Origin of the sequence: Halomonas llamarensis (assembly GCF_023555005.1) — a bacterium.
Taxonomy (GTDB): domain Bacteria; phylum Pseudomonadota; class Gammaproteobacteria; order Pseudomonadales; family Halomonadaceae; genus Vreelandella; species Vreelandella llamarensis.
Map to the genome: position 1 here is coordinate 71,008 of NZ_JAMJPJ010000008.1, position 24,805 is coordinate 95,812.

Below are 24,805 nucleotides of genomic sequence, written 5' to 3' on the forward strand. Positions count from 1 at the left end.
TCGTCTGTTAGTAAATGTATTGCCAAGCTTACTGCCCCGACCGGTGTCGGGGCAATCGTCAGAAGCGCTCAGGAGAGGCAAGTTCGCCGCGTAGCGAATTGGGCAGAGCTTCCGTGATGTCGACATCGACAAAATAACCAATCAGCTCTGTGGGGTTGGCAGCACGAAAGTTCACCACGCGGTTGTTCTCCGTACGGCCTGAGAGCTGGCCGGGGTCTTTCGGCGAAAAGCCCGTCACCAGGATACGCTGCGTCGTGTCCACCATACGGCGGCTGATTTGCATGGTGTGCTGGATAATACGCTCTTGCAGAATCGCCAGGCGTTGTTTTTTGACGCTTTCCGGTGTTTCGTCCGGTAGCGAAGCCGCCGGTGTGCCGGGGCGTGCTGAGAAAACGAAACTGAAAGAGTGATCGAAACCGATGCGGTGGATCAAATCCATCGTCGCTTCGAAATCTTCTTCTGTTTCGCCGGGAAAACCAATGATGAAATCCGACGAGAAGCTGATATCCGGACGGTTCGCGCGGATGCGCTCCATTTTCTCGATATACTCGTCAGCCGTATGGCCGCGTTTCATGGCGCTGAGAATACGGTCAGAGCCGGATTGAACCGGTAGGTGGAGGTGGCTAACAAGCTCTGGAATATCGGCGTAGGCGTCGACGAGACTATCGGTGAACTCTACCGGGTGCGAGGTGGTGAAGCGAACGCGGTCGATGCCTTCCACCGCTGCAACGCAAGCAATTAACTCAGCAAGATCAATCTCATCGCCGAGTTGGTTTTCGCCCCGGTACGCATTGACGTTCTGGCCGAGCAGGTTGATTTCACGCACGCCTTGGTCGGCCAAATGAATGACTTCATCCATCACCGCTTCAAACGGGCGTGATACTTCTTCACCGCGGGTGTAAGGCACAACGCAAAACGTGCAGTATTTAGAGCATCCTTCCATTATCGAGACAAACGCCGTCGCACCGTCGGAGGTAGGCTTGGGCAGGTGGTCGAACTTTTCAATCTCGGGGAAGGTGACATCCACCGCGGCGATTTGGTTATCCTGGCGGGCGTCCAGCATGGACGGCACGCGGTGCAGGGTTTGCGGCCCAAACACCATATCCACATGGGAGGCACGCTTGCGGATGGCTTCGCCTTCTTGGCTGGCGACACAGCCTCCGACACCAATCACCAGGTCAGGGTTGGCATCTTTGAGTTTTTTCCAGCGTCCCAGCTGATGAAAAACCTTCTCCTGCGCTTTCTCACGAATGGAGCAGGTGTTTAATAAAATGACATCGGCTTCCCGCTCATTGTCGGTGAGCTCCATTTGGTGCGATTCGCCGAGCAAATCTGCCATGCGCGAGGAGTCGTACTCGTTCATTTGGCAGCCGTGCGTTTTGATGAAGAGTTTCTTCGCCATCGGTACCTGTCATCTATGGGTCGTCGGGGGACGAGGATGAATGGTGGCGCGGCTAGGCTTCGTAAAAAAAGAAGGGGCCGCGTGGGTGAATAGACGCATTATACGGACACAGGAAACCCCCGGCTAGCATTGGTCGAAATCGATACTTGACCAGCGCGTTTGTATCCGTATACTACGTTCCGTGTTTCGGCAGTTCCCCGATAGCTCAGTTGGTAGAGCAAATGACTGTTAATCATTGGGTCGCAGGTTCGAGTCCTGCTCGGGGAGCCAATAGAAGATAGCCAAAACACGTAGTTTAAAATGTTCCTCGATAGCTCAGTTGGTAGAGCAAATGACTGTTAATCATTGGGTCGCAGGTTCGAGTCCTGCTCGAGGAGCCAACGCGTAACGGTACACTTTTTATCTTTGTACGGTTATCGCCAACATTGTTGATAGCTACATCAATTCCGGTAATTCCCCGATAGCTCAGTTGGTAGAGCAAATGACTGTTAATCATTGGGTCGCAGGTTCGAATCCTGCTCGGGGAGCCAGCCGCAACAGCCTTCTTGTTTGATTTCTCTCCCCACTTTGGTCAGGTATACTCTCAGCCGCCGCATTTTTTGCGATTAATTTTTATGCGTGATTAGGGAAAACCCTGTGAGTACTTCTATACCGCTATCTCCCTTGCAAACGTTTAAATGCCTCAGCGATGAAACGCGCCTCCACTTGGTGCTGTTGATTGCGGAAGAGGGCGAGCTTTGCGTATGTGAAATGACCCATGCATTGCAGGAATCACAGCCGAAGGTGTCACGTCATCTTGCGCAGTTGCGTCAGTGCGGTTTGCTCCATGACCAGCGCGAAGGGCAGTGGGTTTATTACCGTATCGCGCGTGACTTGCCTGCTTGGGGGCATACGGCGATTGCCGCTGGCCGTGAAGGGAGTCTCCAGAAACTAAAAGCGCTTTCTCAGCGTTTAGCAGATATGGGCGACCGGCCTTCTCGACGCGCGATGCTGTGCTGAAAAGTGAGCGAAATAAAAAAACCGAGGTCCGGAAGACCTCGGTTTTATTTTTGGTTAGTGAAACACTTAGCGCTTAACCAAGCGCTGTGAATTTTTTAACTGCGCATAGTCGAGTAAAATTTCAGCGGCTTCGAGCACGTGAGCCCGCTCTGCGGTCATTATCTCGTCATCATCTTCGCCTTGCTCGCCCTCTTCGCGGGCGTCGCTCCACTCTTCCAATGCTTCCCTGCCGAGTGCTAAACGGCGCTGGTTCTCCAAGGCTAGCTGCTCGGCTTCTTGCGCCTGCATTTCGCGTTCGCGCTGTTCGCGGTTCAAACTGACGCTGACGTGTTGTTCACGAAGTTGCCGCGCTAACGTCGATTGCTGCGCCAGGAAGCGGAAATTGGGGTTGTTATCGGCACGGACCTGGTGGCGCTCAGCGAGCGTATCGAGATGAGTTTCTGGCTCACCGTAACGACGGTATTGCACATTTTGCACGGTATCCCACGCTAGTGCGTTATCCAGGCTGCTTTCGCCAATCCGCTCGGGGTCAATCAGACTGGGAAAGTGAATATCGGGCACAACACCACGGTTTTGTGTGCTATCGCCCGAAATACGGTAGAACTTGGCGCGCGTGAGCTTGATTTCGCCGTGGCTCAAGTCGTTAAGGGTTTGCACGGTGCCTTTGCCAAAGGTCGGTGAGCCAACGACCAGGCCGCGGCCGTAGTCCTGAATGGCGCCGGCGAAAATTTCTGAGGCCGATGCCGAAAGGCGATTGACTAATACCGTGAGAGGGCCGTCGTATAGTGTGCCGGCTTTGCTGTCGCCATAAAGCTGAATGCGGCCTTCGGCGTCTCGAACCTGCACAGTGGGGCCTCGGTCGATGAATAGTCCCAGCAACGAATTGGCTTCTTGCAGCGCGCCGCCGCCGTTATTGCGCAGGTCTAAAATGATACCTTCAACGCCTGAACTTTTGAGCTTTTCGACTTCCCGGGCCACATCACGGGTAGTGCTGCGGTAATCCTCTTCGCCCTCTTGCCAAGCGTCGAAATCCACATAGAACGTGGGAACCGTCACCACACCGATTTGACGAGGTTTGCCGTCGCGCTCCACGTCGATGATTTCACTCTGCGCGGCTTGATCTTCCAGGTTTACCGTATCGCGGGTAATCTTGACCGTATGCGAGCGTGTCATATCCACCGCTTGCGCGGGAATCACTTCCAAACGCACAACGGAGCCTTTAGGGCCACGGATGAGGTCAACGACATTATCCAGTCGCATACCGATGACGTTGACCATTTCGTCTTTGTCTTCCTGGCCAACGCCAATAATTCGGTCGGCTGGCTCCAGTACGTCTGCACGGTCCGCAGGGCCGCCAGGGACAAGGCTCGCGACTTTGACGTACTCACCATCGGCTTGCAGCATGGCGCCGATTCCCTCAAGCGAGAGGCTCATTTGGATATCAAAGGATTCGCCCTGGCGGGGGGAAAGGTAGCTGGTATGAGGGTCAATGGTGCCGGTGACAGCGGCCATCACAAGACCAAACACATCTTCGGGCTCGGTTTGCTCTATACGCGAAAGCTGCCCTTCGTAGCGTTGGCGGAGATTGGTTTTGATTTGTTCGTTATCTTGATCGCTTAAGGCTAGGGTTAACGCAGCGTTTTTGAGTCGCTTTTCCCAAAGTGCATCTAGCTCGCTTTCGCTTTGTGCCCAGGGCGCATCGTCGCGCTCAACTTCTAAGCGTTCATTACCACTGAAGTTGAGGTCTAGGCCTTCATCAAAGCGTGCGAGTAACCATTCTAAGCGCGCTTTGCGGCGCGCTTCGGCTTTTTCGTGAAGCGCAAAAACATCGGCGAGTTCGCCATCGAATAACGCGTCAGCGAAGCCATTTTCAAGATGCCGATAGGGCTCGATATCGCGCTGTAAAAGATACGCACGCTGACCATCGAGGAGATCTAAATAACGGTTAAACGCGTTTTCAGACCAAGCTGCATCAAAGTCAACGTTAGCGTAATGGCCATAGCGCAAAGAGTCCGCGATTTCTATGGCGGCCTGACGTTGTTCATCAGTCGGCTCAAGGGCAATGACAGTTGGGCTAGTGATAACTAGCATCATGGTCAAGGCGATTGAGCGCGAAAGGGTAGCAAACAAGCTCATCAATCAAGCTCTCCCGGATTTGTGTACACTCACATACAGACGGCTCATGCGTTCTAGACCTGCTATCAGCGATGGAGTTGCGTGAACCGCATTGTGAAAAACAGTGACGTTGACCGAAAGCGCATTGTAGCAGGTCGTTTGCTTGGCTGAGACTACTTCATCGTGATTTCGCAATCCGTTTGTATTTTTCATCGCCGTGTTGGTTAATCACCGTATTGCCTCACGATCATCATATAAAGGAACGCTATGCCTAACGCTTTTGATACTCACCTATTGGCGCGGTTGTGTGAGTTTTTACGTGCCTCGCCCACGCCTTGGCACGCGACACGCAATATGGCGGTGCGTCTGGAGCAGGCGGGATTTGAGTGCTTAGAAGAAACCGCAGCGTGGCAGCTAGCACCGGGGCGGCGTTACTATGTCACCCGCAATGACTCATCAATTATCGCGTTCCAGTTACCAAAAGGCCGTGTAGAGACGCTGCGTATGATGGGGGCGCATACCGATAGCCCCGGCCTGCGGTTAAAGCCGAATGCCTCGCAACACAGCGCCGGTTGGTTACAGCTGGGTGTGGAAGTGTATGGCGGTGCGTTATTGGCGCCGTGGTTTGACCGTGATTTGGGTATTGCCGGGCGTGTGCATGTGCGCCACCCCGATGGGCGCTTAGAAGGCGTGCTGCTTAACGTCGATCAGCCTGTGGCGATGGTGCCAAGCCTGGCGATTCACCTCGACCGTGAGGCCAATAACGGCCGTGCCATCAACCCGCAAACACAAATGGTGCCAGTGTTGATGCAAAGCGAGACCGGCGAGCTGGCGCCGCTATTATCTACGTGGTTGCGCGAGCAGCATGACTTAACGGATGCTGAGGTCGTGGATTTCGAGCTGAGTTTTTATGATTTGCAAGCGCCGTCACTCATTGGAGTCAATCAGGAGCTTGTGGCTAGCGCCCGCTTGGATAACTTGCTGTCTTGCTTTATGGGGTTGGAAGCGCTGTTGGCAAGCGATGGTGAGCAGGGGGCGCTTTTGGTCGCCAACGATCATGAAGAAGTGGGTAGCGCCAGTGCTTGTGGTGCCCAAGGGCCGTTTTTAGGCGATGTGCTTAAACGCGTCAATACGCAGGTGGGTGGCGGCAGCGAAGAGTCGTTGATTCAGATGATTCAGTCATCGTGCATGATTTCCTGTGATAACGCCCATGCGTTGCACCCCAACTTTTGCGATAAGCACGATGACCGTCACGGCCCAATGATCAACGAAGGCCCGGTGATTAAAATCAACGCCAATCAGCGTTACGCCACCAACAGTGCAACGAGTGCCTTGTTTCGCGATGTGTGTCGTGAGGCCGAGGTGCCTGTGCAAGCGTTTGTGACCCGCGCCGATATGGGCTGCGGCAGCACGATTGGGCCCATTACCGCCACTGAGATTGGTGTGCCGACTATTGATGTGGGGGCGCCACAATGGGCGATGCACTCGATACGCGAAACAGCGGGCACCCGTGACGTGGGCTATTTGACCAATGCGCTGACGGTGTTTTTTAATCGCAAGAATCTTTATACGTAAAAAGCGTTAAACGAAAAAAGCCCGCTGATACAATCAGCGGGCTTTCGACATTCGGTTGGTGGCTACGCCCTGATTTGAACAGGGGACCCCATCATTATGAGTGATGTGCTCTAACCAGCTGAGCTACGTAGCCATTCAACGGGGGCGAATACTACTCAGCGACGCGTCGCCCGTCAAGCATTTGTTGCTCAAAGACGCAGGCCATCAGCCTTCTTTCAGCGGCAACCACACCATCGCAGCACTAATCACGTCCTGGTAGTTGCGAATTCGCTGTACGTAGTGCACCGGCTCGTAGCCTCGCGCGTAGCCGTAGCGGGTCTGTGGGTAGTAGCGCTTGTCAGCCTTGAGCGGCAGCACCTCTTTCATGTCTTCCCAAGAGTGCGGATCCTTGCCCAACTCGCGGGCCAGTTTTTGCGCGTCTAGCACGTGACCACGGCCAATGTTGTAGCTTGCGAGAGCTAAGTAGGTGCGGTCGGGTTCGGGAAGGGTGTCGGGCAGGCGCTTATGACGGTCGGCGAGGTAACGGGCGCCGCCATCTATAGCCGCTGCCGGATTCAGGCGATTATTAATACCGAGGGATTTAGCGGTGTTTTGGGTGAGCATCATGATGCCGCGCACGCCGGTGGGGGAAACCGCTTGGGGGTCCCAGTGCGACTCCTGGTAGGCCAGGGCGGCGAGCAGGTCGGCGGGCATGCCGGTTTCTTCCTCGGCTTTTATGAACAGGTCGATGAAGTTGGGCAGGCGCTCGTCGATGCGCTGATTGAGCGCGCGTAGATCGACAAAGTCGAACTCACCAATATAGGCGTAGTAGCGGTCCTTCATCGTCGCGATGCGCTGCTGACCCTCGGTGCTTCCCATCCACTGCTTGGCCATGTCGGCCAGTGCCTGGTGGCCGGCGGGCAGATACCAGCCCAGCTTGTCGCCGCTGGTGAGATTCATGGCGACCTCAAGGTGTGGGAAGTGGCGGCGCACCATCTGCACGATATTGGAGTCGGCCACGGTGCAGTCGATACGTTTTTCGGCTACCTCGGCCAACAGTATCTCGGTGGTGCGAGGGTCCTCCTCGAAGGCAATGCCGGTTTGCTGATTGACCAAACTTTGGAGTTTTTCCGCGTAGCTGGAATCCGCTGTTACGCGAATATCGACGCCGGCCATGTCTTCTACTTGGTGTGGCAGGGGCCGCATATCGCGATGACAGACCAGTTGCTCAACGATATCGGTGTGGGTGGGCCCTTGGGTAAAGTGCTCATCGCGTGAGGGACGGTGGGTCAGGCCAGCGGCGGCCAAATGAAACTCGCCGTCTTTCAGGGCTTGAAGCACCTCGGAGGTGGAATTGAGCAGCGTCCACTCGACTGCCCAGTCGTGGGCGTCGGCGAACGACTCGACTAGGTCGTGCTCCGGGCCCGCCGGTGTTTCATCACGATCAAGGTAGTAGGTGGTGGCGCTGTTGCGGGTGGCGACCTTGAGCGTTCCACCCGGCTCAGGCGGGTCGAGCTGCGTGACGGGGTTGATCGGCGGGTCGCTCTGTTCGCAGCCCACCAGCATGAGTAGCGCCAACAGCAAGGTGACGATCAATAAGTGGGATCGAGATTTAGGGCCAATATCCTGATGATGAGGAGAGCTATAGATAGGCATGACGTAAACCCTAGCAGGCTTTTGCGCTGCCCGGAAGGCAGCGCTTTAAACGGCGCTAGGCATGCCGATAGATAGGCTAAAGCATAGTCAGAAGATGCCCCGCAGGTTACACATTAAAACGGAAGTGAATCACATCGCCGTCTTTGACAATGTACTCTTTGCCTTCTAAGCGCCATTTGCCCGCGTCTTTGGCGCCTTGCTCACCGCCGAGTGCCACGAAATCTTCATAAGCCACCACTTCGGCGCGGATAAAGCCTTTTTGGAAATCGGTGTGAATGACGCCAGCGCCTTCCGGTGCTGTCGCGCCCTCTTTCACCGTCCACGCGCGGACTTCTTTTACGCCTGCGGTGAAGTAGGTTTGCAGGCCAAGTAGCGCGTAGCCGGCGCGAATGACACGGTCTAACCCGGGTTCTTCCATGCCCATCTCATCGAGGAACATAGCGCGCTCTTCATCTTCGAGCTCGGCGATTTCGGCTTCGATCTGGTTACACACTGGCACGACGACGGCGCCTTCTTCTGCGGCGATGTCGTTGACCACATTGAGGTAGGGGTTATTGTCGAACCCGTCTTCGTTGACGTTGGCGATGTACATCGTGGGCTTCAGGGTCAAAAAGCCAAAGCTTTTTACCTGCTGTTTTTCGTCGTCGCTTAGCCCGAAACTGCGCAGCGGTTGCCCTTCGGCTAAGTGCGGCTGAATCTTATCTAGTACGGCCTTGGTGGCGATGGCGTCTTTATCGCCGCCTTTCACCACGCGCACCAAACGTTGGCTGGCTTTTTCGACGGTGTCGAGATCCGCTAGCGCCAGCTCGAGATTGATGGTTTCGATATCTGCACGCGGGTCAATCTCATTGGCCACGTGGATGACGTTGTCGTTATCGAAGCAGCGCACCACATGCGCAATCGCCTGCGTTTCCCGAATGTTAGCTAAGAACTTGTTGCCCAAACCTTCCCCTTTGGACGCACCGGCCACCAGGCCGGCGATATCGACGAACTCCATGGTGGTCGGCAGGACTTTTTGCGGTTTGACGATCTCGGCAAGCTTATCAAGTCGCGGGTCAGGCATAGGCACGATGCCGACATTCGGCTCGATGGTGCAAAAGGGAAAGTTTTCCGCGTCGATACCCGATTTGGTTAGCGCGTTGAACAGAGTGGATTTGCCGACGTTGGGAAGGCCGACGATGCCGCAGTTAAAACCCATAAGATTCATTCCTAGCCGCTTGGGGCGCGGTGGCGTACATAGGGCGCCAGCGCTACCCAAGAAAAAGTTAGTAAAAAACGTTTGTAAAAATAAGAGTAAAGAAAAGGCGTTAAAGAGACGCAAGTGAACAGTGTGGTTATTTTACGCTATGCAGGCGGTTCATGGCTTTCGCCCAGTCGCCGTCAAGCGCCTGCGGCAGCGTAGCGAGGCATTCATCAAGGGCATGCTCAATGGCGTTCTGCTCAACTTTGCCGGGGCGAGCTAGTACGTAGTGAATCACTTGCTTGGCATTGCCGGGGTGGCCGATACCGATTCGCAAACGATGGAACTGATTTTGGTTGCCCAGGGCGCTAACGGTGTCGCGAAGACCATTATGCCCGCCGTGACCACCACCGGCTTTATAGCGCGCTTGGCCGGGGGGTAAATCAAGCTCGTCGTGGGCCACCAAAAGCTGTTCCGGCGTGAGCTTAAAAAACTGGCATAGCGCGGCGATAGAGGCGCCGCTGCGGTTCATAAAGGTCGTAGGGTTGAGTAAGTGTACTGTATGGTCGCCGAAAATTACCTTGGCATAAAGGCCAAGAAATTTTTTTTCTGGCCGTAATTCTGCATGGACGTCTCGGGCAACTGCTTCAACTAACCATGCGCCCGCATTGTGTCGCGTGGTGGCGTATTCAGCGCCGGGATTGCCTAGGCCGATGATCGCTGACACCTGACTCATTTTATCCCCTCTTTACATACAGCACGGCAAAAAAAATCAAGCGCCGAAGCGCTTGATCATAGCATTACGAGGGCCATGCGAGCATGGCCCAAGGTGCGCGGTAGTGCTTATTCGGCGCTGGTGTCTTCTTCACCTTCACTGTCGCTTTCACCTTCTTCATCTTCGCCAGTAGCACGCACTTTCATTTTGGTGATGCTGAGGATGGCGTTGTCGTGATCTTCACCGTGAGATAGGTCAACTGAGGTGACGCCGGCCGGTAGGGTAAGGTCAGATAGGTGCAGTGTTGTGCCAAGCTCAAGTGCAGAAATGTCGACTTCCAAGAAGTCCGGCAGATCTTTCGGCAAGCAGCTGATAGCGACTTCGTTGGCCAGTACGTGCAGTTCACCGTCTTGGTCTTTAACGCCAACACACGTATCTTCGCCCACCACGTGCAGCGGCACGTTCATATTGATTTCGTGCGTGGCGTCGACACGCAAAAAGTCAGCGTGTGTCAAAAGCGGCTTGAAGGGGTGGCGCTGCAGATCACGAACAACAACCTGCTCTTCTTTGCCTTCAATGACGAGCTTGATGACAGAAGAGAAGAACGACTCGTCTTCGATTGCCTTGTAGAAAGCGGTCTTTTCTACGGCGATAGATTGCGGCGCTTTCTCACCACCGTAAATGACGGCGGGGACTTGCTGGTTCGCACGACGCAGGCGGCGGCTCGCACCTTTCCCCAGGTCGTTACGAACGGTGGCGTTAAGGATAAAATCAGACATTAAGGTTGCCTCTTAGTTAAAGTAAGGAAACGCCGCCGCCCGCGACCAGGCAACGACGTTTCCAGGAGCTCTTTGCGAGCCGTGTTTGCCAGGCGATTAGTGGAACATCGCGCTGACAGATTCTTCGTTACTCACCCGACGAATGGCTTCTGCTATCAAACCGGCAACGCTTAGCTGACGAATACGCCCGCTGCGGCGTGCAGCGTCTGAGAGCGGGATGGTGTCGGTCACCACCACTTCATCAAGCACGGAGTTGACGATGTTATCAACCGCCGGGCCAGACAAAATTGGGTGAGTCGCGTAAGCAACCACGCGTTTCGCGCCGTGGTCTTTAAGGGCTTCACCTGCTTTACACAAGGTGCCGGCGGTGTCGATCATATCGTCCACCACCACGCAGGTGCGGCCTTCAATTTCGCCAATGATGTGCATGACTTGCGCTTGGTTCGCCTGAGGGCGGCGCTTGTCGATAATCGCCAAATCCGCATTGAGCTGTTTGGCAATGGCGCGGGCGCGAACGACGCCGCCTACGTCCGGGGAGACAACGACGAGGTCACTATAATTTTGACGCTCAATATCATCGAGCAAAATCGGCGAACCATAGACGTTATCGACCGGCACATCAAAGAAGCCTTGGATCTGATCGGCGTGCAAATCCATGGTCATGACACGGTCAACGCCGCCTTTGACCATCATATCGGCGACAACTTTGGCAGAGATCGGTACCCGAGCTGAGCGCACGCGGCGATCTTGGCGCGCATAGCCAAAATAGGGGAGCACTGCTGTGATACGGGTCGCTGAGGCGCGACGCAGTGCGTCGACCATCAGGATAAGTTCCATCAAGTTGTCGTTGGTCGGTGCACAGGTCGACTGCAGGATAAATACATCCTTACCGCGCACGTTTTCATTGATTTCGACCGCGATTTCGCCGTCGCTGAATTGACCCACCGTGGCATTACCCATTCGGCTGTCCAAGCTTTCGGCAATCTTATGAGCAAGCTCGGGATTGGCGTTCCCGGCGAAAACCATCAATTTTGACACGCGCAGCCACCTTTGCAGTGTTGGGGATCATGGGAGAAAACGCGGTTTGCCGTTAGATTGGCTGGGGTACCAGGACTCGAACCTGGGAATGCCGATACCAAAAACCGGTGCCTTACCACTTGGCTATACCCCAGTAATATCAAAAAATCTAACAGTTGGGGGCGTTTAACCACCCAGAGCATCATGAAGAGGAGAGCGATTAAGGCCTTTCGCTACCCATGTTGGCCAGTGTTGAGAAGCGTCGCGTGCAATTTGCTTTGCCACTTCATGCGTTTCAAACGCAGCAAAGACACAAGCGCCGGTCCCCGTCAGTTGGCTGGGCGCAAAACAGTTCAGCCAATCAAGCGCTGCCGCAACCGGCGGATAACGCTTTTTGACCACTGCTTCGCAATCATTGCGCCATGTCGGCGCTCCCCCCTGCAGTGCGCGCGCCATGGTAATGGGCGGGGTGTTGCGTGTCAATTCGGGATCTTGGAAGACCGCCGCCGTGGAGACGCTCACACCGGGGTGAAGAATCACGAACCAAGGCGTTTCCAGCGTTACATTGGTGAGCTTTTCTCCCACGCCTTCCGCCCAGGCGCTGTGGCCTTTGATAAACACCGGGACATCCGCACCGAGTTGCAAACCCAGTGCAGAAAGTTGGTCAGTGCCAGCGTTAAGTTGCCACAAGTGATTAAGCCCGAGTAGCGTCGTTGCTGCGTTGGAACTGCCGCCGCCTAACCCGCCGCCCAAGGGCAGTCGCTTTTCTATCGAGAGATTAACGCCACGGGAATTTTCTGTTGTGGCCTGAAGTAAGCGAGCGGCGCGCACAACGAGATTGTCCTCATAAGCGACGTCGTCGATGCCTTCGTTGAGCACGATGCGGCGGTCATCACGCGGAGTGAAGCTGATGGTGTCGCCTGTATCCACAAGCTGAAACAGCGTTTGCAGCTCGTGGTAGCCGTCTGCCCGGCGCCGGGTAATATGCAGCAGGCGGTTAAGCTTGGCTGGCGATGGGAGATGAAACGTTTTTGCCATGGTGGCGCCCTTACTCCGAGCCAGGTTGCCAGCGGTTAACCACTAAGGTGATACGCATCTCGCCGTATTGCATCACCAAGCGGCGCGGTAACCAAAGCGAGTCGACTTGCTCCCAATCGCGGTAGTCGATTTCCCAGCCATCTTGCTTTAGATGTAGTGGGAAAACGAATTCGTCTGTTTCGAGCTGATAGGCACTTTCGTCATTGGGTAAACCGCGCACCCAGTCGGGCAGGGCGCGAATGGGCAGTGACCAGCCCATCTGCGCCTCCATCAGCGCCTCGGGTGTTTCTGCTTCAAAACGGCCATCGTTATTGCTGAGCGAGAAACGTCCTTCGCGGCCTTCAAGCACGGTGCGACCACCGCCAAAGGGGCCGCTGATCAACATGCGGAAATAGTGCGGGTATTGGCTCCAGTCAAGATTGGCGCTGGTCGTCTCTTCTGGCGTGCGCAAGCCCGCTTTGCCAGCAAGTGACCAGGTTTGTAGCGCTTCGACGTCGTTTTGCTGGGCTTCCCATTGGCCTAGCTGGCGCCCGCTTTCATCGGTAGGAGTTTGTGTCGCACAGCCAGCGAGCAGCAAGAGAGTGAGCGCTGCGGCGCTTAGGCGTGATGTAAAGCCAGGTATCAATGGAAGTCTTGTCCGTGAACGTCGTGTGGATAAAAACATAATGACTCCTTAAATGGGGCTAAGAAAATAGGGTCTAAGGAAAAAAGCTCTAAGAAAAGAGGGTCTAAGGCTGATAGCCGTGCGGGGCAAGTTCCGGGTGACGTTTTAACAACGCGTCAATAACAGAGTGTTCGCGGGTATAGCGCATCGCCTCCATCAGAATCGCCCGGGCTTCCTCCACGCGCCCTAGTGCGTGCAATACTTCGGCTAAGTGGGCGGCCACTTCTTGATCGGGCATTTGGGCGTAGGCGCGCTCGAGCCACGGTAAGGCGCGTTCTGGGTCGCCTTGGCGATAATACACCCAGCCGAGGCTATCCATGATCGCCGGATTATCGGGGTCGAGCTCATGCGCGCGCTCTATCATCTCCTGCGCTTCGTCTAGACGACCGGAGGCGTTTTCATCGGCAAGCGTATAGCCCAGGGCGTTGAGGGCCATGGCATCGCCGGGGTCATTTTGCAAAATCTGCTTAATGTTGGCTTCCATTTGCGCGAGGTCGCCGTCTCCCCAGGCGCGCATCGCCCGCTGGTATAAAAGGGCATTATCGTCCGGTGTGCGCTCAATCTCGCGATTAAGTAGGGCATCGGCGTCATCCGTGCGACCCAACTCATCGAGCATTTGGACTTCTAGCATGAGTAGCACATTAAACTGCTGATCAAAGCGCATTCGCTCAATACGCAAAAAGGCGCGGGCATCCAGCAGGCGGTCTTCTGCAATAAGCATGCGGGCGGCGTTAGCGCGGGCGGGGATGAACTCTTCCCCCTCGCTTACCTGGCGATAGTAGAGAAGGGCGTTATTCACCTCGCCTTCAGCCTCGGCGATGGCACCGAGCAGGTAGTAGGCCAAATTGGGGATGTCGCCTTGGCCGATCAGCGGCTGAAGCAAGCGCCTTGCCGGGGCGCCGTGCCCTTCTTCTAAATACAGCTGAGCGAGTGCAAGACGCAAATCATGGCTGCCGCCATGGCTTGCAAGCAGTGCATCGGTTTGCCCCTCTGCGGCACTGATATTGTTAAGACGGATTTCTGCTTGGGCGAGGAGCAAAATAAAGCGAACATCGCCGGGGTTCAGTTCAAGCCCGTGTTTGGCCGCTTGGCGAGCCTCGGCGTACGCTGCGGTCTCTAATGCCAAGCGCGCTTTGGCAAGCCAAAGGGGGAGGGCGTCCGGGCTTAACGCTTGCGCCTTTTCTAAACGTTGCCGGGCGGCCTGTATTTCCCCGAGGCTTGCCTCGATAAGCGCGGTGGCCATTAGGACATCGCTGTGATGGGGCAGGGCCTCAGCATTTGGGGTGGCAAGGTGCTCGCGCAGGCGGATGAGCAGCGGCTCAAGTGGGGCGCTATCGGCCACGGCAAGCTCTGCAAGGGTGGTCAATTCGCCGTTGTCACCGGCACGGGTCACCGCTAAGCGCTGTTTGAGGCTTTCTGCCCAACGCCCTTGCTGTAGCGTAATGGCGGCTAACAGGCGGTTAGGCGCGGTATCGCCGGGGGCTAGTTGGCGCCAGCGCTCGGCGGCTGCTTGCAGTAGCTCGGGCGATTCGCTGAAGCGAGCGGCAAACGTGGCGCGTTTGCCAAGCGCTGAGCTGGGGTAGCGCTGAGAGGCATCTATGTAGCCTTGCACGGCGGCTTGGTAATTGCCGCGCTGGCCAGCGAGTTCCGCGGTGAGTAGCGTGCTTAACCCCTTTGCATCTAGCCCACGGGTAATAGGCGGTGCCGATTTCATGGGGTCGCTTACATGCGCGCTGTCAACGCTGCTATCACTAAAAGGAGGCGCCAGCTGGCAGCCGCTGAGTAAAATTGTCGCGGCCCCAAGCGGTAGTAGGGCGATATTCAAGGCTCTCAAGCGAAGTGGCATGCGTGTCTCGATTCGGTGGCCGGATGCTCAGCATAGCGGCTTGCTCGGAGATGGCAAAGTGGTACGCGTCAGATCAAGGTGGGCTGTGATAGAATATTGGACCGATTAGCTTGCTGAGCAAGCCGACACCTATACGTTAAGACTGACACACGAGCGAAGACGCATAACGCATGACGCTTCTTGCCCTGGGAATTAATCATCGTACCGCCACGGTAGCCGTGCGTGAGCAGGTGGCTTTTACACCGGCGCAGTTAGAGTGCGCGCTGGAAGAATTATGTAGCCTGCCACAAATCAGCGAAGCCGCAGTGCTGTCGACCTGTAACCGCACGGAGCTCTACTGCGTCACCGACGCAGCAGGGGAGCAAATCGTGCTTAACTGGCTGGGGCGTTTTCACAACCTGCGTGTGGACGACTTAGCCCGCTGCGCTTACCACTATCTCGATAACGATGCGGCACGCCATTTGATGCGCGTGGCGGTGGGGCTCGATTCGATGGTGTTGGGTGAGCCGCAAATACTTGGGCAGCTTAAAGACGCCTACCAGCAGGCACGCCAGGGGCGCGGTTTGGGGGGTGAGCTTGAGCGGCTTTTTCAGCATACTTTCGCCATCGCCAAACAGGTACGTACCGAAACCGGTATTGGCAAAAATCCGGTGTCGGTGGCGTATGCGGCAGTGAGCATGGCTAGCCGAATTTTCGATGACTTCAGTCGCGCGCACGCGTTGTTGGTTGGCGCTGGCGAAACGATTGAGCTGGTGGCGAGGCATTTACACGAGGCTGGCGTTCGCAAACTTACGGTTGCCAACCGTACCCGCGCACGGGCCGAAAGTATCTCCGTCGCCCTCGGTGGTGAGGCTATTACCCTGACGGAAATTCCCGAGGCGCTGGTTGAGGCGGATATCGTGATTTCCTCGACCGCTTCACCGCTGCCGATCGTGGGGAAGGGGATGATGGAGCGCGCGCTGAAAAAACGCCGTCACCGACCGGTGTTCATGGTGGATATTGCCGTTCCCCGGGATATTGAACCCGAAGTCGGTGAACTTGCTGATGTCTTCCTTTATACCGTTGATGATCTGCAAGAAGTCATCGAAGAGAATCGTCGCCACCGCCAAGTCGCCGCTGATCAAGCCGAATCGTTGATTGAACACGGCGTTAGCCATTGGCAGCACGAGCGGCGCATCCGTAACGGAGGTGAGCTGATTCGCGAGTACCGTCGTCACGGCGAAGCGCTGCGGGATTTGTCGCGTGAGCAGGCACTTGAGCGCCTAGCCCGCGGCGAAGACCCCGCCGCCGTGGTGGAGCGCCTGGCTCACCAGCTTACCAACCGGCTGATGCACCAGCCAACCCAAGCCATTCGTGATGCGTCCTCAAAAGAAGAGCACGCGCTGCTTGATGCGGTGCCGCGCTTACTGATGCCCCCCAAACCTGCCTTTGAAACCCATTCACCTGCGACCCCGCGCTGCCATAAGGATAATACGCCCGCATGAAAGAGACGCTGCGCCAACGCCTAGATAGTTTTGTCGAACGTTTTGAAGAGCTTGCGCTGCTGCTAGCGGAGCCTGACGTGATCACCGATCAGAAACGTTTTCGTGACTACTCGCGCGAATACGCCGAATTAGACGAACTCGTGGCAGCCTGGCAGCGCTATCGTGGCATTGAAAACGACATGCAGGGGGCCGAACAGCTGGTGCGCGACAGTGACGCTGAGATGCGCGAGCTGGCGGAAATGGAACTTGAAGACGGACGCGAAAAACTCGACGCGTTAGAGATCGAACTCAAGCGCCTATTGGTGCCGAAAGACCCCGATGACGGCCGCAGCGTGTTCTTAGAAGTGCGCGCCGGCACCGGTGGCGATGAGGCGGCGCTGTTTGCGGGCGACCTTTTTCGCATGTATTCACGCTATGCCGAAAAGCACGGCTGGCGCGTGGAAGTGATCAGCGCTAATCACGGTGAAATGGGCGGCTATAAAGAAATTATCTCGCGGGTAAAAGGTGACAGCGTTTACGCGCGGCTAAAGTTTGAATCCGGCGCGCATCGCGTGCAGCGCGTACCGGCGACGGAATCCCAAGGCCGTATTCACACCTCGGCGTGCACCGTGGCGGTTATGCCCGAAGTCGACGATGTGGGGGATGTCGATATCAATCCTTCAGATCTGCGTGTGGATACCTTCCGTTCTAGCGGTGCGGGCGGGCAGCACGTCAACACCACCGATTCCGCCATCCGCATCACTCACTTGCCCAGCGGCGTAGTGGTTGAGTGCCAAGAAGAACGCAGCCAACACAAAAACCGCGCCAAAGCGATGTCGCTGTTAGCGGCAAAGCTTAAGCAAAGCGCTGAGGATGCCCAGCGTCAGTCGCAAGCGGATGCTCGGCGCTCGCTCGTGGGCTCGGGTGATCGTAGCGAGCGCATTCGCACCTACAACTATCCGCAAGGGCGGATTACTGACCACCGCATTAATCTGACACTCTATAAGCTCAACGAGGTGGTCAGCGGCGAACAGCTTGATGATGTGATTGACCCGCTGATCCACGAATACCAAGCGGAGCAGCTTTCGGCGCTACAGGGCGGCGAATGACGTTAGATGCGCTCCTTGCTGAGGCAACGACCCGGCTAACCCAAGCGGGTTCCACGACGCCACGCCTTGATGCCGAAGTGCTGCTTTGCCACGTGATTGGGCGCGACCGCACCTGGCTTTATACCTGGGGTGACCGCGATGGTGAGCGCTGGCAGCGCGCGCGCTTTGCCGCCCTTGTCGCCGCTCGCGCGCAAGGCCAGCCGGTCGCCTACTTGGTTGGCGCGCGTGAGTTTTGGGGGTTGGCGCTGAAGACGTCACCGGATACGCTCATTCCCCGTCCCGACACCGAGGCTCTCGTCGAAGCGGCGCTCGCGCGTGCCAGCACCCCAGGTGGCACACTGCTTGATCTCGGCACTGGCACCGGTGCCATTGCGCTCGCCTTTGCTTTTGAACGGCCCCATTGGCAGGTACAGGGCGTGGATGTTCGGCCTGCGGCTGTCGCGCTTGCGAAGCGCAATGCTCAAGCCCTCAGTATTACTAATGTATATTTTGAAGAGAGTGATTGGTTTAGTGCGTTTGTCTCACAGGTAAGCACGCCCGTCTTTGATATCATCGTTAGTAACCCGCCCTACATCGCCGCCGATGACCCGCATTTAAAGCAGGGCGATGTGCGCTTTGAGCCACGCTCAGCGCTAGTGGCCGAAAGCGAAGGCATGGCCGATTTGCTTCACGTAGTGACCTATGCACGATCGTTTTTAGCCGTATCCGGCTGGCTGATGTTAGAGCATGGCCACACGCAAGCCGGTGGCGTTCGCGCTGCGCTCAGTCAAGCCGGTTATAACAACGTTGAAAGCCTGCGTGACTTGGCCGGGCACGAACGCGTTACGCTTGGGTGTTTTAATAAGCCGATTTAATGACCGTAATGGATCCCGCTATGAAAGCCAAAAACAGAACGCTGGACCGCATTGACCTAAAAATTCTGCGCTGCCTGCAGGAAAACGCCCGTATTTCTTACGTTGATTTGGCCGCTGAAGTGGGGCTTTCCACTACACCGTGTTTAGAGCGCGTGAAGCGGTTAGAGCGCACCGGTATTATACGTGGCTATCAAGCTATTCTTGACCCACGGGCGCTTAAGGCGAATTTGTTAGTATTCGTCGAAATTAGCCTGGAAACCCAGTCTCCGTCGGTGTTTGATGAGTTTCGCCGCGCCGTGGAGGCACTGCCTCAGATTCAGGAGTGCCATTTAGTCTCCGGCCAGTTTGATTATATTTTAAAATGCCGGATTCCGGAGATGTCTGCCTACCGGCAGTTGCTCGGCGATGTTGTGTTGACCCTACCCGGGGTGAAAGAGTCGAAAAGTTACGTCGTGATGGAAGAAGTAAAAGAGAGCTTTAGCCTGTATGTGCCAGATATCGGCGAACTTGAAGAGAAAGCGTGAGGGTGTGTAAGTGATGATGGATGACCAAGCGCTGCTGCGCTATAGCCGCCAACTTATGCTGCCCGAGGTTGAAATTGATGGGCAAGAGCGGTTGCTCAACGCCCATGCGCTCGTGGTAGGCGCTGGCGGGCTCGGTTCTCCGGTAGCGCTTTATCTTGCAGCTGCTGGCGTTGGCTACCTTACGATTGCCGATGCCGATGAGGTCGAAATATCCAATCTGCAGCGCCAAATTGCTCATCAGCAGGCAGACTTGGGGCGCAACAAAGCCGACTCGGCGTGCCAAAGTGCCAAGGCGTTAAACCCTGAGTGCGAAGCCGTTGCTATCAGTGGGCACGTCGGTGGCGAAGCGCTCACGACGCTGGTGGAAAGGGCGGATGTGGTGCTCGATTGCACCGATCGCTTTTCTAGCCGCTATGCGATTAACGCGGCCTGCCAAGCGGCGAGGGTGCCGCTGGTTTCTGGCGCGGCTATCCGTTTTTCCGGCCAGCTCGCGGTGTTTGACCCACGTGACCCAAAGTGCCCTTGCTATGCTTGCTTGTATCCGCCCGATGAGAGCGGCGATGAAGCGCTCTCTTGTGCTGAAAGTGGGGTAATGGCGCCGCTGGTCGGTTTGATAGGAAGCTTCCAAGCCGTGGAAGCCTTCAAGTTGTTAAGCGGCGCCGGCCGAGTTCATACAGGGCTTTCCACTTTTGACGGTTTCAGTGGCCAATGGCGCCACTTTCAAGTCCCCCGTGACCCCGCCTGCCCGGTATGCTCTTGCTAACTTAGTTTGCCCCACTCGCGTTGGTTGGGTTGCTTTCAGCATCGGTAACGCGGGCAGTGTCTTCTTTTTCGTTTGCAACGTCTGTGTGCGTCTGATCGCCTGACGTCTTAGTGGTCGTGTTTTTTTGCTGCTGCGATGTGAAAATGTTGGTGAATATGTCGTTATTGGGATTCATATCAATATTGCCTTGGAAAATGCTGCCGTCTTCCAGCACTAGGCAGGGAGTTGTAATGGTGCCGGAGACATCCGCGCCTTCATGAACGATAGCTTTATGCAGCGCGACCAAATTCCCTTCGACTTTTCCCGACACACGCAGAGTATGCGCGTAAGCATCTCCGTGTAGGTTGCCATCGCTACCGAGTGTGACGGTGTGTTGCTTACAGGTGACGATACCGATGACCTGACCTTCGATGGTGAGGTCTTCGTCGCTGTTGATATCACCATGAACCTGAGTGTTGCTACCAATCACGGATGCGCTTTGACGCGAAGCGCTAGGCAGGCTTTTAGTCGGCTTGAGGGGGGAGGTTTCCGTGTTGTTGTAGGCCGTGTTTTGCTTCGTCTCAGGGGACTGGGTCTTAGGGGATTTGGCTTCAGGGGACTTGGTTTTACTGAACATGGGGAATCCTGTTGGTTTGGAGACAGGCGCCGACGAAATGGATACCTTTGTCGTTGCGCAAGTGTATTCGTATTTTAATTTACGCTGCGTACCGCTAGATCAAAGCCTAAAAATGTACGGCTACTTCACGCGTATTCTTGGCGTTAGCCTATCGACTTGACGGCTATAACAGACATTGGGCATTTAAAGGCTGGGAGTCATTGCATCTCATGGCGATTGAATCATGGCTTATCGTTATCGGCGTTACGGTAATGACGATGATTATATTTGACGGTAAACGCAAAAAGAAAAGGAATCAGATGGCGAGTGCTGACACACCAATGTCTCTTAATGCCGAGAATGATGATGAATTGGCGTCCAACGCGGCTTTTTCACCTGATGATACGTTTAACCGTCTTGCCCATGATGTCTGCTCGGCGTTTGGGAGCCATCGGGATGGCAGTCATTTAGGCGTTGCCACGCAAATTCGAGGCAAGATCATCGCCAACGAGGGTGTGTCGATCAAAGGGCGTGTGGTAGGCGCTGTCATTGCGAGAAATCAGTTTATTCAGCTTTCTTCAAGCAGCGTGGTCAATGCCAGTTTGGAGAGCGCTCATATCTTTATCGATGGCCATTTAGAAGGCGATATCAACGCCAGTCAGCGAGTAACATTGATGTCGGGCGCCAAGGTGCGAGGGGCAATTTCAACCAACAGTTTTACATGTCATGAAGGCGCGAACGTCAACGGTAGCGTTCTACCTAGCCAAGAGTGAACCCGCCGTACTTTCCAAAAAAAGCCCGCTCAATGAGCGGGCTGACGTTAAAAGCAACGTCTAGGGGAAACATTCAGGGCCAAGTCGCTAGTGACGGATGAGGAAATCGAAAGCGCCGAGCGAGGCTTTAGCACCTTCACCCATGGCGATAACGATCTGCTTGTAGGGCACCGTGGTGACGTCGCCGGCGGCAAACACGCCAGGCACTGACGTCATACCATGACCATCTGTGATGATCTCGCCGCGCGGAGACATTTCTACCTGCGAACCTTTGAGCCACTCGGTATTGGGCACGAGGCCGATCTGCACAAAAATACCGTCTAGCGCAACGTATTTGATTTCGTCGTTAGTGCGGTCTTTGTAGTTTAGGCCGTTAACGCGGCTACCGTCGCCGGTGACCTCGGTCGTCTGAGCGTTGAGGATGATGTCGACGTTCGGCAGGGTGTTAAGCTTTTTCTGCAGCACGGCATCGGCGCGCATTTCGCCCATGAACTCAATCAGCGTGACGTGGCCGACGATACCCGCCAAGTCAATGGCCGCTTCCACACCGGAGTTACCGCCGCCGATAACGGCCACGTGCTTACCTTTGAACAGCGGGCCGTCGCAGTGAGGGCAGTACGCCACGCCCTTGTTACGATACGCTTGCTCACCGGGCACGTTCATTTCTCGCCAGCGGGCGCCGGTGGCCAGGACCAGCGTCTTGCTTTTGAGTGTGGCACCCGATTCGAAGGTGATCTGATGTAGGCCGCCTTCGTGCTCCGCAGGGGTAAACGTTACCGCGCGCTGCAGGTTCATGACATCGACGTCGTAGTCTTTAACGTGCTCTTCCATCGCGGCAACCAGTTTCGGGCCTTCAGTTTTCGGTACCGAAATAAAGTTCTCGATACCCATGGTATCCGAGACTTGGCCGCCAAAGCGCTCAGCGGCAACACCGGTGTTGATGCCTTTGCGCGACGAGTAAATCGCCGCCGCCGCGCCAGCTGGTCCGCCACCAATAATAAGGGTGTCGAAGGCGGCTTTTTCGCTCATCGCTTTGGCATCGCGCTCGGCGGCACCTGTGTCAACTTTGGCCAGAATTTGCTCCAACGTCATGCGGCCTTGGTCAAACGGCTTACCGTTTAAAAAGATGCTCGGTACCGACATGACCTCGCGGCTTTCCACTTCGTCTTGGAATAGCGCGCCATCAATTGCTGTGTGGCGAATCTTCGGGTTGAAAATCGCCAGCAAGTTAAGCGCCTGTACCACGTCAGGGCAGTTCTGGCACGACAGCGAGTAGTAGGTTTCAAACTGCATCTCGCTATCGAGGGTTTTGATCTGCTCAAGCGCCTCGTCGGAAACTTTCGGTGGATGACCGCCTACCTGCAGCAGAGCTAACACTAGCGAGGTGAACTCGTGCCCCATGGGAATGCCAGCAAACACCACGCCGGTCTCTTCACCGTGGCGGTTGATTGCAAACGACGGCGTACGCGTGTCTTGGCCGTCGGTTGATAGCGAAATCTTATCGGAAAGGCCGTTAATGTCGTTTAAGAGGCCCAATAGCTCACGTGATTTTTCACCGTCATCGAGGGACGCAACGATCTCGAACGGTTGAGTCACTTTTTCCAGATAAGCGTTCAACTGATTTTTTAGATTAGCGTCCAGCATGACAGTGCTTTCCTCGCAAATGGCAAAGAACAAATAAGATAAACGTGGGGTAAAACACGAATTCTAAAGAGCACACCCGGGAAGCCCCGGGTGTTTTGCAAAGCCAGCTAGGCGTCTCAACAATTGAGACGGGGCTTTGTCGTACGGTGAGGCGAGTTTAGATTTTACCTACCAGGTCGAGAGACGGTGCGAGCGTCGCTTCGCCTTCTTCCCACTTAGCCGGGCATACTTCGTTCGGATTGGCGCGAACGTACTGCGCGGCTTTTACTTTGCGCAGCAGTTCTTCGGCGTTACGGCCGATGTTGCCAGCATTGATTTCGACAATTTGAACTTTGCCATCGGGGTCGATAACGAAAGTGCCGCGCTCGGCCAAGCCATCTTCCTCAACCAGCACTTCAAAGTTGCGCGAAATCGTCAGCGTTGGGTCTGCAATCATCGGGAATTGTAGCTTACCGATGGTTTCGGAGTTGTCGTGCCATGCTTTGTGGGTGAAATGTGTATCGGTAGAAACGCTGTAAATTTCAACGCCCATCTTCTTGAACGCTTCGTAATTGTCGGCTAAATCGCCGAGTTCAGTCGGGCAAACAAAGGTAAAGTCGGCCGGATAGAAGAAAAAGATTGACCACTGACCTTTTAGATTATCGCTAGTGACATCAACAAATTCGCCGTTGTGGAAGGCAGTGGCTTTAAACGGCTTAACTTCGGTGTTGATAAGGGACATTAAGATGATCTCCTGATGATTGAAATACGTGATGGCTTAAAATGTACTAATATCTTAGTCGTAGATACTACGCTAATAAAATTAATAATAGCCATGTAAACGATAGGGTATGGCTATGTTAAACAACGCAAGCGGCATTTTATGCGCTGTTACTTACTGCAGGTGGGGATAAGCCGAGCGAAATACAACATTTTATCCGCTTTAACTTGCGATAGTTGACCCCGCGCCGCAAAATTTAACCGACATGGCGAGATGCGAAAACAGTCAACCAAGAGGTGTTTTGATGGGGAATATGCACAAACTTTCCGCGGCCGTTGTGGCCGTCTCATTGGCCACAGCGGCGGCAACGGCTCACGCAGAAGAAGTGCGGGTGTATAACTGGTCGGATTATATCGCCCCCGAGACGCTAGATACGTTCACCGAGCGTACCGGCATCGATGTGGTTTATGACGTGTTTGATAGCAATGAAGTGCTTGATGCTGCCCTGCTTTCCGGTCGCTCCGGGTATGACGTCGTGGTGCCCTCCACCTACTATTTGACGCGTCAAATTAAAGCCGGTGTTTACCAAGAATTAGATCATGACTTGCTGCCCAACCTGGATAACTTGGATAACGTCCTGCTGGAAAATTTAGACGTGGTTGACGAAGGCAACCGTTACTCCGTGCCGTATATGTGGGGCACCAACGGAATAGGCTATAACGCTGATCGTGTGAAGGAAATTTTAGGCGATGATGCGCCAGTGGATAGCTGGGCGCTACTGTTTGACCCGGAAATCACCGCGAAGCTAAATGAAGCCGGCTGCGGTCTTTCCATGTTGGATTCCGCCGCTGAAATGATGACGCCTGCGCTGGCTTACCTTGGTTTAGACCCGCACAGTGATGATACCGAAGGCCTTCAAGCGGCGGGAGATTTGCTCGCCTCGGTACGTGATGACATGACCTACTTCCACTCATCGCGCTATGTGGCTGATTTGGCTAATGGTGATATTTGCGTGGCGGCCGGTTACTCAGGTGATGTGTTTCAGGCGGCGGACCGTGCTGAAGACGCGGGGCGCGATTTCACCGTGGCGTATACTATTCCCAAGGAAGGTGCTGAGCTTTGGTTTGATATGATGGCGGTGCCAGCGGATGCGCCCAACCCAGAAAACGCCCACGCTTTTATCAACTTTATTCTTGATCCTGAAACCGCTGCTGATATCACCGAATACGTGAACTATGCCAACCCTAACGCAGCGGCGGACAAGTACTTGCCTGATGAGATCTTAAATGATCGCGCTATCTACCCAACCGATGCGGTAATGGAGAACCTGTACGTCGTGGACGAGAAGCCGCAAGGCGTACAGCGTATCCGGACACGCATTTGGAACCGGGTGAAATCTGGGCGCTAAGTTTTTT

Annotated in this window: 22 protein-coding genes and 5 tRNA genes; 12 read left to right on the plus strand and 15 right to left on the minus strand. The window is 55.2% G+C overall.

Annotation, left to right across the window (positions count from 1 at the left end; genetic code table 11):
- Positions 1-58 precede the first annotated feature (58 nt).
- Positions 59-1,402: a tRNA (N6-isopentenyl adenosine(37)-C2)-methylthiotransferase MiaB gene (miaB, locus tag M8006_RS07335; RefSeq protein WP_250080805.1), complete on the minus strand. Its 1,344-nt coding sequence runs from the start codon at positions 1,400-1,402 to the stop codon at positions 59-61.
- Between the two features lie 194 nt (positions 1,403-1,596).
- Here miaB and M8006_RS07340 point away from each other — a divergent pair.
- The 4 genes from M8006_RS07340 (at position 1,597) to M8006_RS07355 (ending at position 2,401) form a co-directional block, all read left to right on the plus strand.
- A tRNA-Asn gene (locus M8006_RS07340) sits at positions 1,597-1,672 on the plus strand.
- 34 nt (positions 1,673-1,706) lie between these two features.
- Positions 1,707-1,782 (plus strand) — tRNA-Asn (locus M8006_RS07345).
- Positions 1,783-1,856: 74 nt separating this feature from the next.
- Positions 1,857-1,932: transfer RNA gene (locus tag M8006_RS07350), tRNA-Asn, on the plus strand.
- Positions 1,933-2,038: 106 nt separating this feature from the next.
- Positions 2,039-2,401, plus strand: coding sequence for a metalloregulator ArsR/SmtB family transcription factor (locus M8006_RS07355; protein ID WP_250080806.1), 363 nt, complete (start codon positions 2,039-2,041; stop codon positions 2,399-2,401).
- 66 nt (positions 2,402-2,467) lie between these two features.
- Here the strand turns inward: M8006_RS07355 and M8006_RS07360 are convergent, their stop codons facing one another.
- On the minus strand, positions 2,468-4,537 hold the full coding sequence (locus tag M8006_RS07360) for a carboxy terminal-processing peptidase (RefSeq protein WP_250080807.1): 2,070 nt from the start codon (positions 4,535-4,537) through the stop codon (positions 2,468-2,470).
- A gap of 246 nt (positions 4,538-4,783) precedes the next feature.
- Here M8006_RS07360 and M8006_RS07365 point away from each other — a divergent pair, with 246 nt between their 5' ends.
- On the plus strand, positions 4,784-6,091 hold the full coding sequence (locus tag M8006_RS07365; protein ID WP_250080808.1) for a M18 family aminopeptidase: 1,308 nt from the start codon (positions 4,784-4,786) through the stop codon (positions 6,089-6,091).
- 56 nt (positions 6,092-6,147) lie between these two features.
- Here M8006_RS07365 and M8006_RS07370 read toward each other — a convergent pair.
- From M8006_RS07370 to M8006_RS07415, 10 genes are all read right to left on the minus strand, one after another.
- Positions 6,148-6,224: transfer RNA gene (locus M8006_RS07370), tRNA-Met, on the minus strand.
- A 71-nt stretch (positions 6,225-6,295) separates the two neighbouring features.
- A complete protein-coding gene (mltF, locus tag M8006_RS07375; RefSeq protein WP_250080809.1) occupies positions 6,296-7,726 on the minus strand; it encodes a membrane-bound lytic murein transglycosylase MltF in 1,431 nt (476 codons plus the stop codon).
- 106 nt (positions 7,727-7,832) lie between these two features.
- The gene (gene ychF, locus M8006_RS07380) at positions 7,833-8,924 is read right to left on the minus strand and encodes a redox-regulated ATPase YchF (protein ID WP_250080810.1); all 1,092 of its coding nucleotides are present in this window, start codon (positions 8,922-8,924) and stop codon (positions 7,833-7,835) included.
- Between the two features lie 136 nt (positions 8,925-9,060).
- The gene (gene pth, locus M8006_RS07385) at positions 9,061-9,642 is read right to left on the minus strand and encodes an aminoacyl-tRNA hydrolase (RefSeq protein WP_250080811.1); all 582 of its coding nucleotides are present in this window, start codon (positions 9,640-9,642) and stop codon (positions 9,061-9,063) included.
- A 107-nt stretch (positions 9,643-9,749) separates the two neighbouring features.
- Entirely contained in the window at positions 9,750-10,400 is a 651-nt protein-coding gene (locus M8006_RS07390) for a 50S ribosomal protein L25/general stress protein Ctc (protein ID WP_250080812.1), read from the minus strand.
- Between the two features lie 96 nt (positions 10,401-10,496).
- Positions 10,497-11,438, minus strand: a complete 942-nt coding sequence (locus M8006_RS07395) for a ribose-phosphate diphosphokinase (RefSeq protein ID WP_179930342.1) — start codon at positions 11,436-11,438, stop codon at positions 10,497-10,499.
- Positions 11,439-11,496: 58 nt separating this feature from the next.
- Positions 11,497-11,571, minus strand: a tRNA-Gln gene (locus M8006_RS07400).
- Between the two features lie 32 nt (positions 11,572-11,603).
- A complete protein-coding gene (gene ispE, locus M8006_RS07405) occupies positions 11,604-12,455 on the minus strand; it encodes a 4-(cytidine 5'-diphospho)-2-C-methyl-D-erythritol kinase (protein WP_250080813.1) in 852 nt (283 codons plus the stop codon).
- A gap of 10 nt (positions 12,456-12,465) precedes the next feature.
- Positions 12,466-13,119 carry a lipoprotein insertase outer membrane protein LolB gene (gene lolB, locus M8006_RS07410; RefSeq protein WP_250080814.1) on the minus strand — a complete coding sequence of 218 codons (654 nt, stop codon included), beginning with the start codon at positions 13,117-13,119 and terminating at the stop codon, positions 12,466-12,468.
- A gap of 64 nt (positions 13,120-13,183) precedes the next feature.
- Positions 13,184-14,965 (minus strand): tetratricopeptide repeat protein, encoded by a 1,782-nt coding sequence (locus M8006_RS07415; protein ID WP_250080815.1) that lies wholly within the window; start codon positions 14,963-14,965, stop codon positions 13,184-13,186.
- A 170-nt stretch (positions 14,966-15,135) separates the two neighbouring features.
- Between M8006_RS07415 and hemA the strand changes: the two genes are divergently transcribed.
- Genes hemA through M8006_RS07440 form a run of 5 tightly spaced genes read left to right on the plus strand, consistent with a single transcriptional unit; the run spans position 15,136 to position 19,678 of the window.
- A complete protein-coding gene (gene hemA, locus M8006_RS07420) occupies positions 15,136-16,449 on the plus strand; it encodes a glutamyl-tRNA reductase (protein WP_250080816.1) in 1,314 nt (437 codons plus the stop codon).
- Complete coding sequence (prfA, locus tag M8006_RS07425) at positions 16,446-17,537, plus strand: peptide chain release factor 1 (RefSeq protein WP_250080817.1); 1,092 nt, start codon at positions 16,446-16,448, stop codon at positions 17,535-17,537. The genes hemA and prfA overlap by 4 nt, the downstream gene beginning before the upstream one ends.
- Positions 17,534-18,391 (plus strand): peptide chain release factor N(5)-glutamine methyltransferase, encoded by an 858-nt coding sequence (prmC, locus tag M8006_RS07430; RefSeq protein ID WP_250080818.1) that lies wholly within the window; start codon positions 17,534-17,536, stop codon positions 18,389-18,391. The genes prfA and prmC overlap by 4 nt, the downstream gene beginning before the upstream one ends.
- A gap of 20 nt (positions 18,392-18,411) precedes the next feature.
- Positions 18,412-18,915 carry an Lrp/AsnC ligand binding domain-containing protein gene (locus M8006_RS07435; protein WP_250080819.1) on the plus strand — a complete coding sequence of 168 codons (504 nt, stop codon included), beginning with the start codon at positions 18,412-18,414 and terminating at the stop codon, positions 18,913-18,915.
- Positions 18,916-18,928: 13 nt separating this feature from the next.
- Positions 18,929-19,678, plus strand: coding sequence for a HesA/MoeB/ThiF family protein (locus tag M8006_RS07440; RefSeq protein ID WP_250080820.1), 750 nt, complete (start codon positions 18,929-18,931; stop codon positions 19,676-19,678).
- Between the two features lies 1 nt (position 19,679).
- Here M8006_RS07440 and M8006_RS07445 read toward each other — a convergent pair whose 3' ends face one another.
- A complete protein-coding gene (locus tag M8006_RS07445) occupies positions 19,680-20,294 on the minus strand; it encodes a bactofilin family protein (RefSeq protein ID WP_250080821.1) in 615 nt (204 codons plus the stop codon).
- Positions 20,295-20,503: 209 nt separating this feature from the next.
- On the opposite strand from M8006_RS07445, the gene M8006_RS07450 reads away from it, so the two are divergent.
- On the plus strand, positions 20,504-21,046 hold the full coding sequence (locus M8006_RS07450; RefSeq protein WP_250080822.1) for a bactofilin family protein: 543 nt from the start codon (positions 20,504-20,506) through the stop codon (positions 21,044-21,046).
- Positions 21,047-21,133: 87 nt separating this feature from the next.
- Here M8006_RS07450 and ahpF read toward each other — a convergent pair whose 3' ends face one another.
- Together ahpF and ahpC are read right to left on the minus strand one after the other, a co-directional pair.
- Entirely contained in the window at positions 21,134-22,690 is a 1,557-nt protein-coding gene (gene ahpF / locus M8006_RS07455; protein WP_250080823.1) for an alkyl hydroperoxide reductase subunit F, read from the minus strand.
- A gap of 157 nt (positions 22,691-22,847) precedes the next feature.
- A complete protein-coding gene (gene ahpC, locus M8006_RS07460; protein WP_250080824.1) occupies positions 22,848-23,411 on the minus strand; it encodes an alkyl hydroperoxide reductase subunit C in 564 nt (187 codons plus the stop codon).
- A 283-nt stretch (positions 23,412-23,694) separates the two neighbouring features.
- Here ahpC and M8006_RS07465 point away from each other — a divergent pair, with 283 nt between their 5' ends.
- Complete coding sequence (locus M8006_RS07465; RefSeq protein WP_250080825.1) at positions 23,695-24,798, plus strand: polyamine ABC transporter substrate-binding protein; 1,104 nt, start codon at positions 23,695-23,697, stop codon at positions 24,796-24,798.
- Positions 24,799-24,805 lie beyond the last annotated feature (7 nt).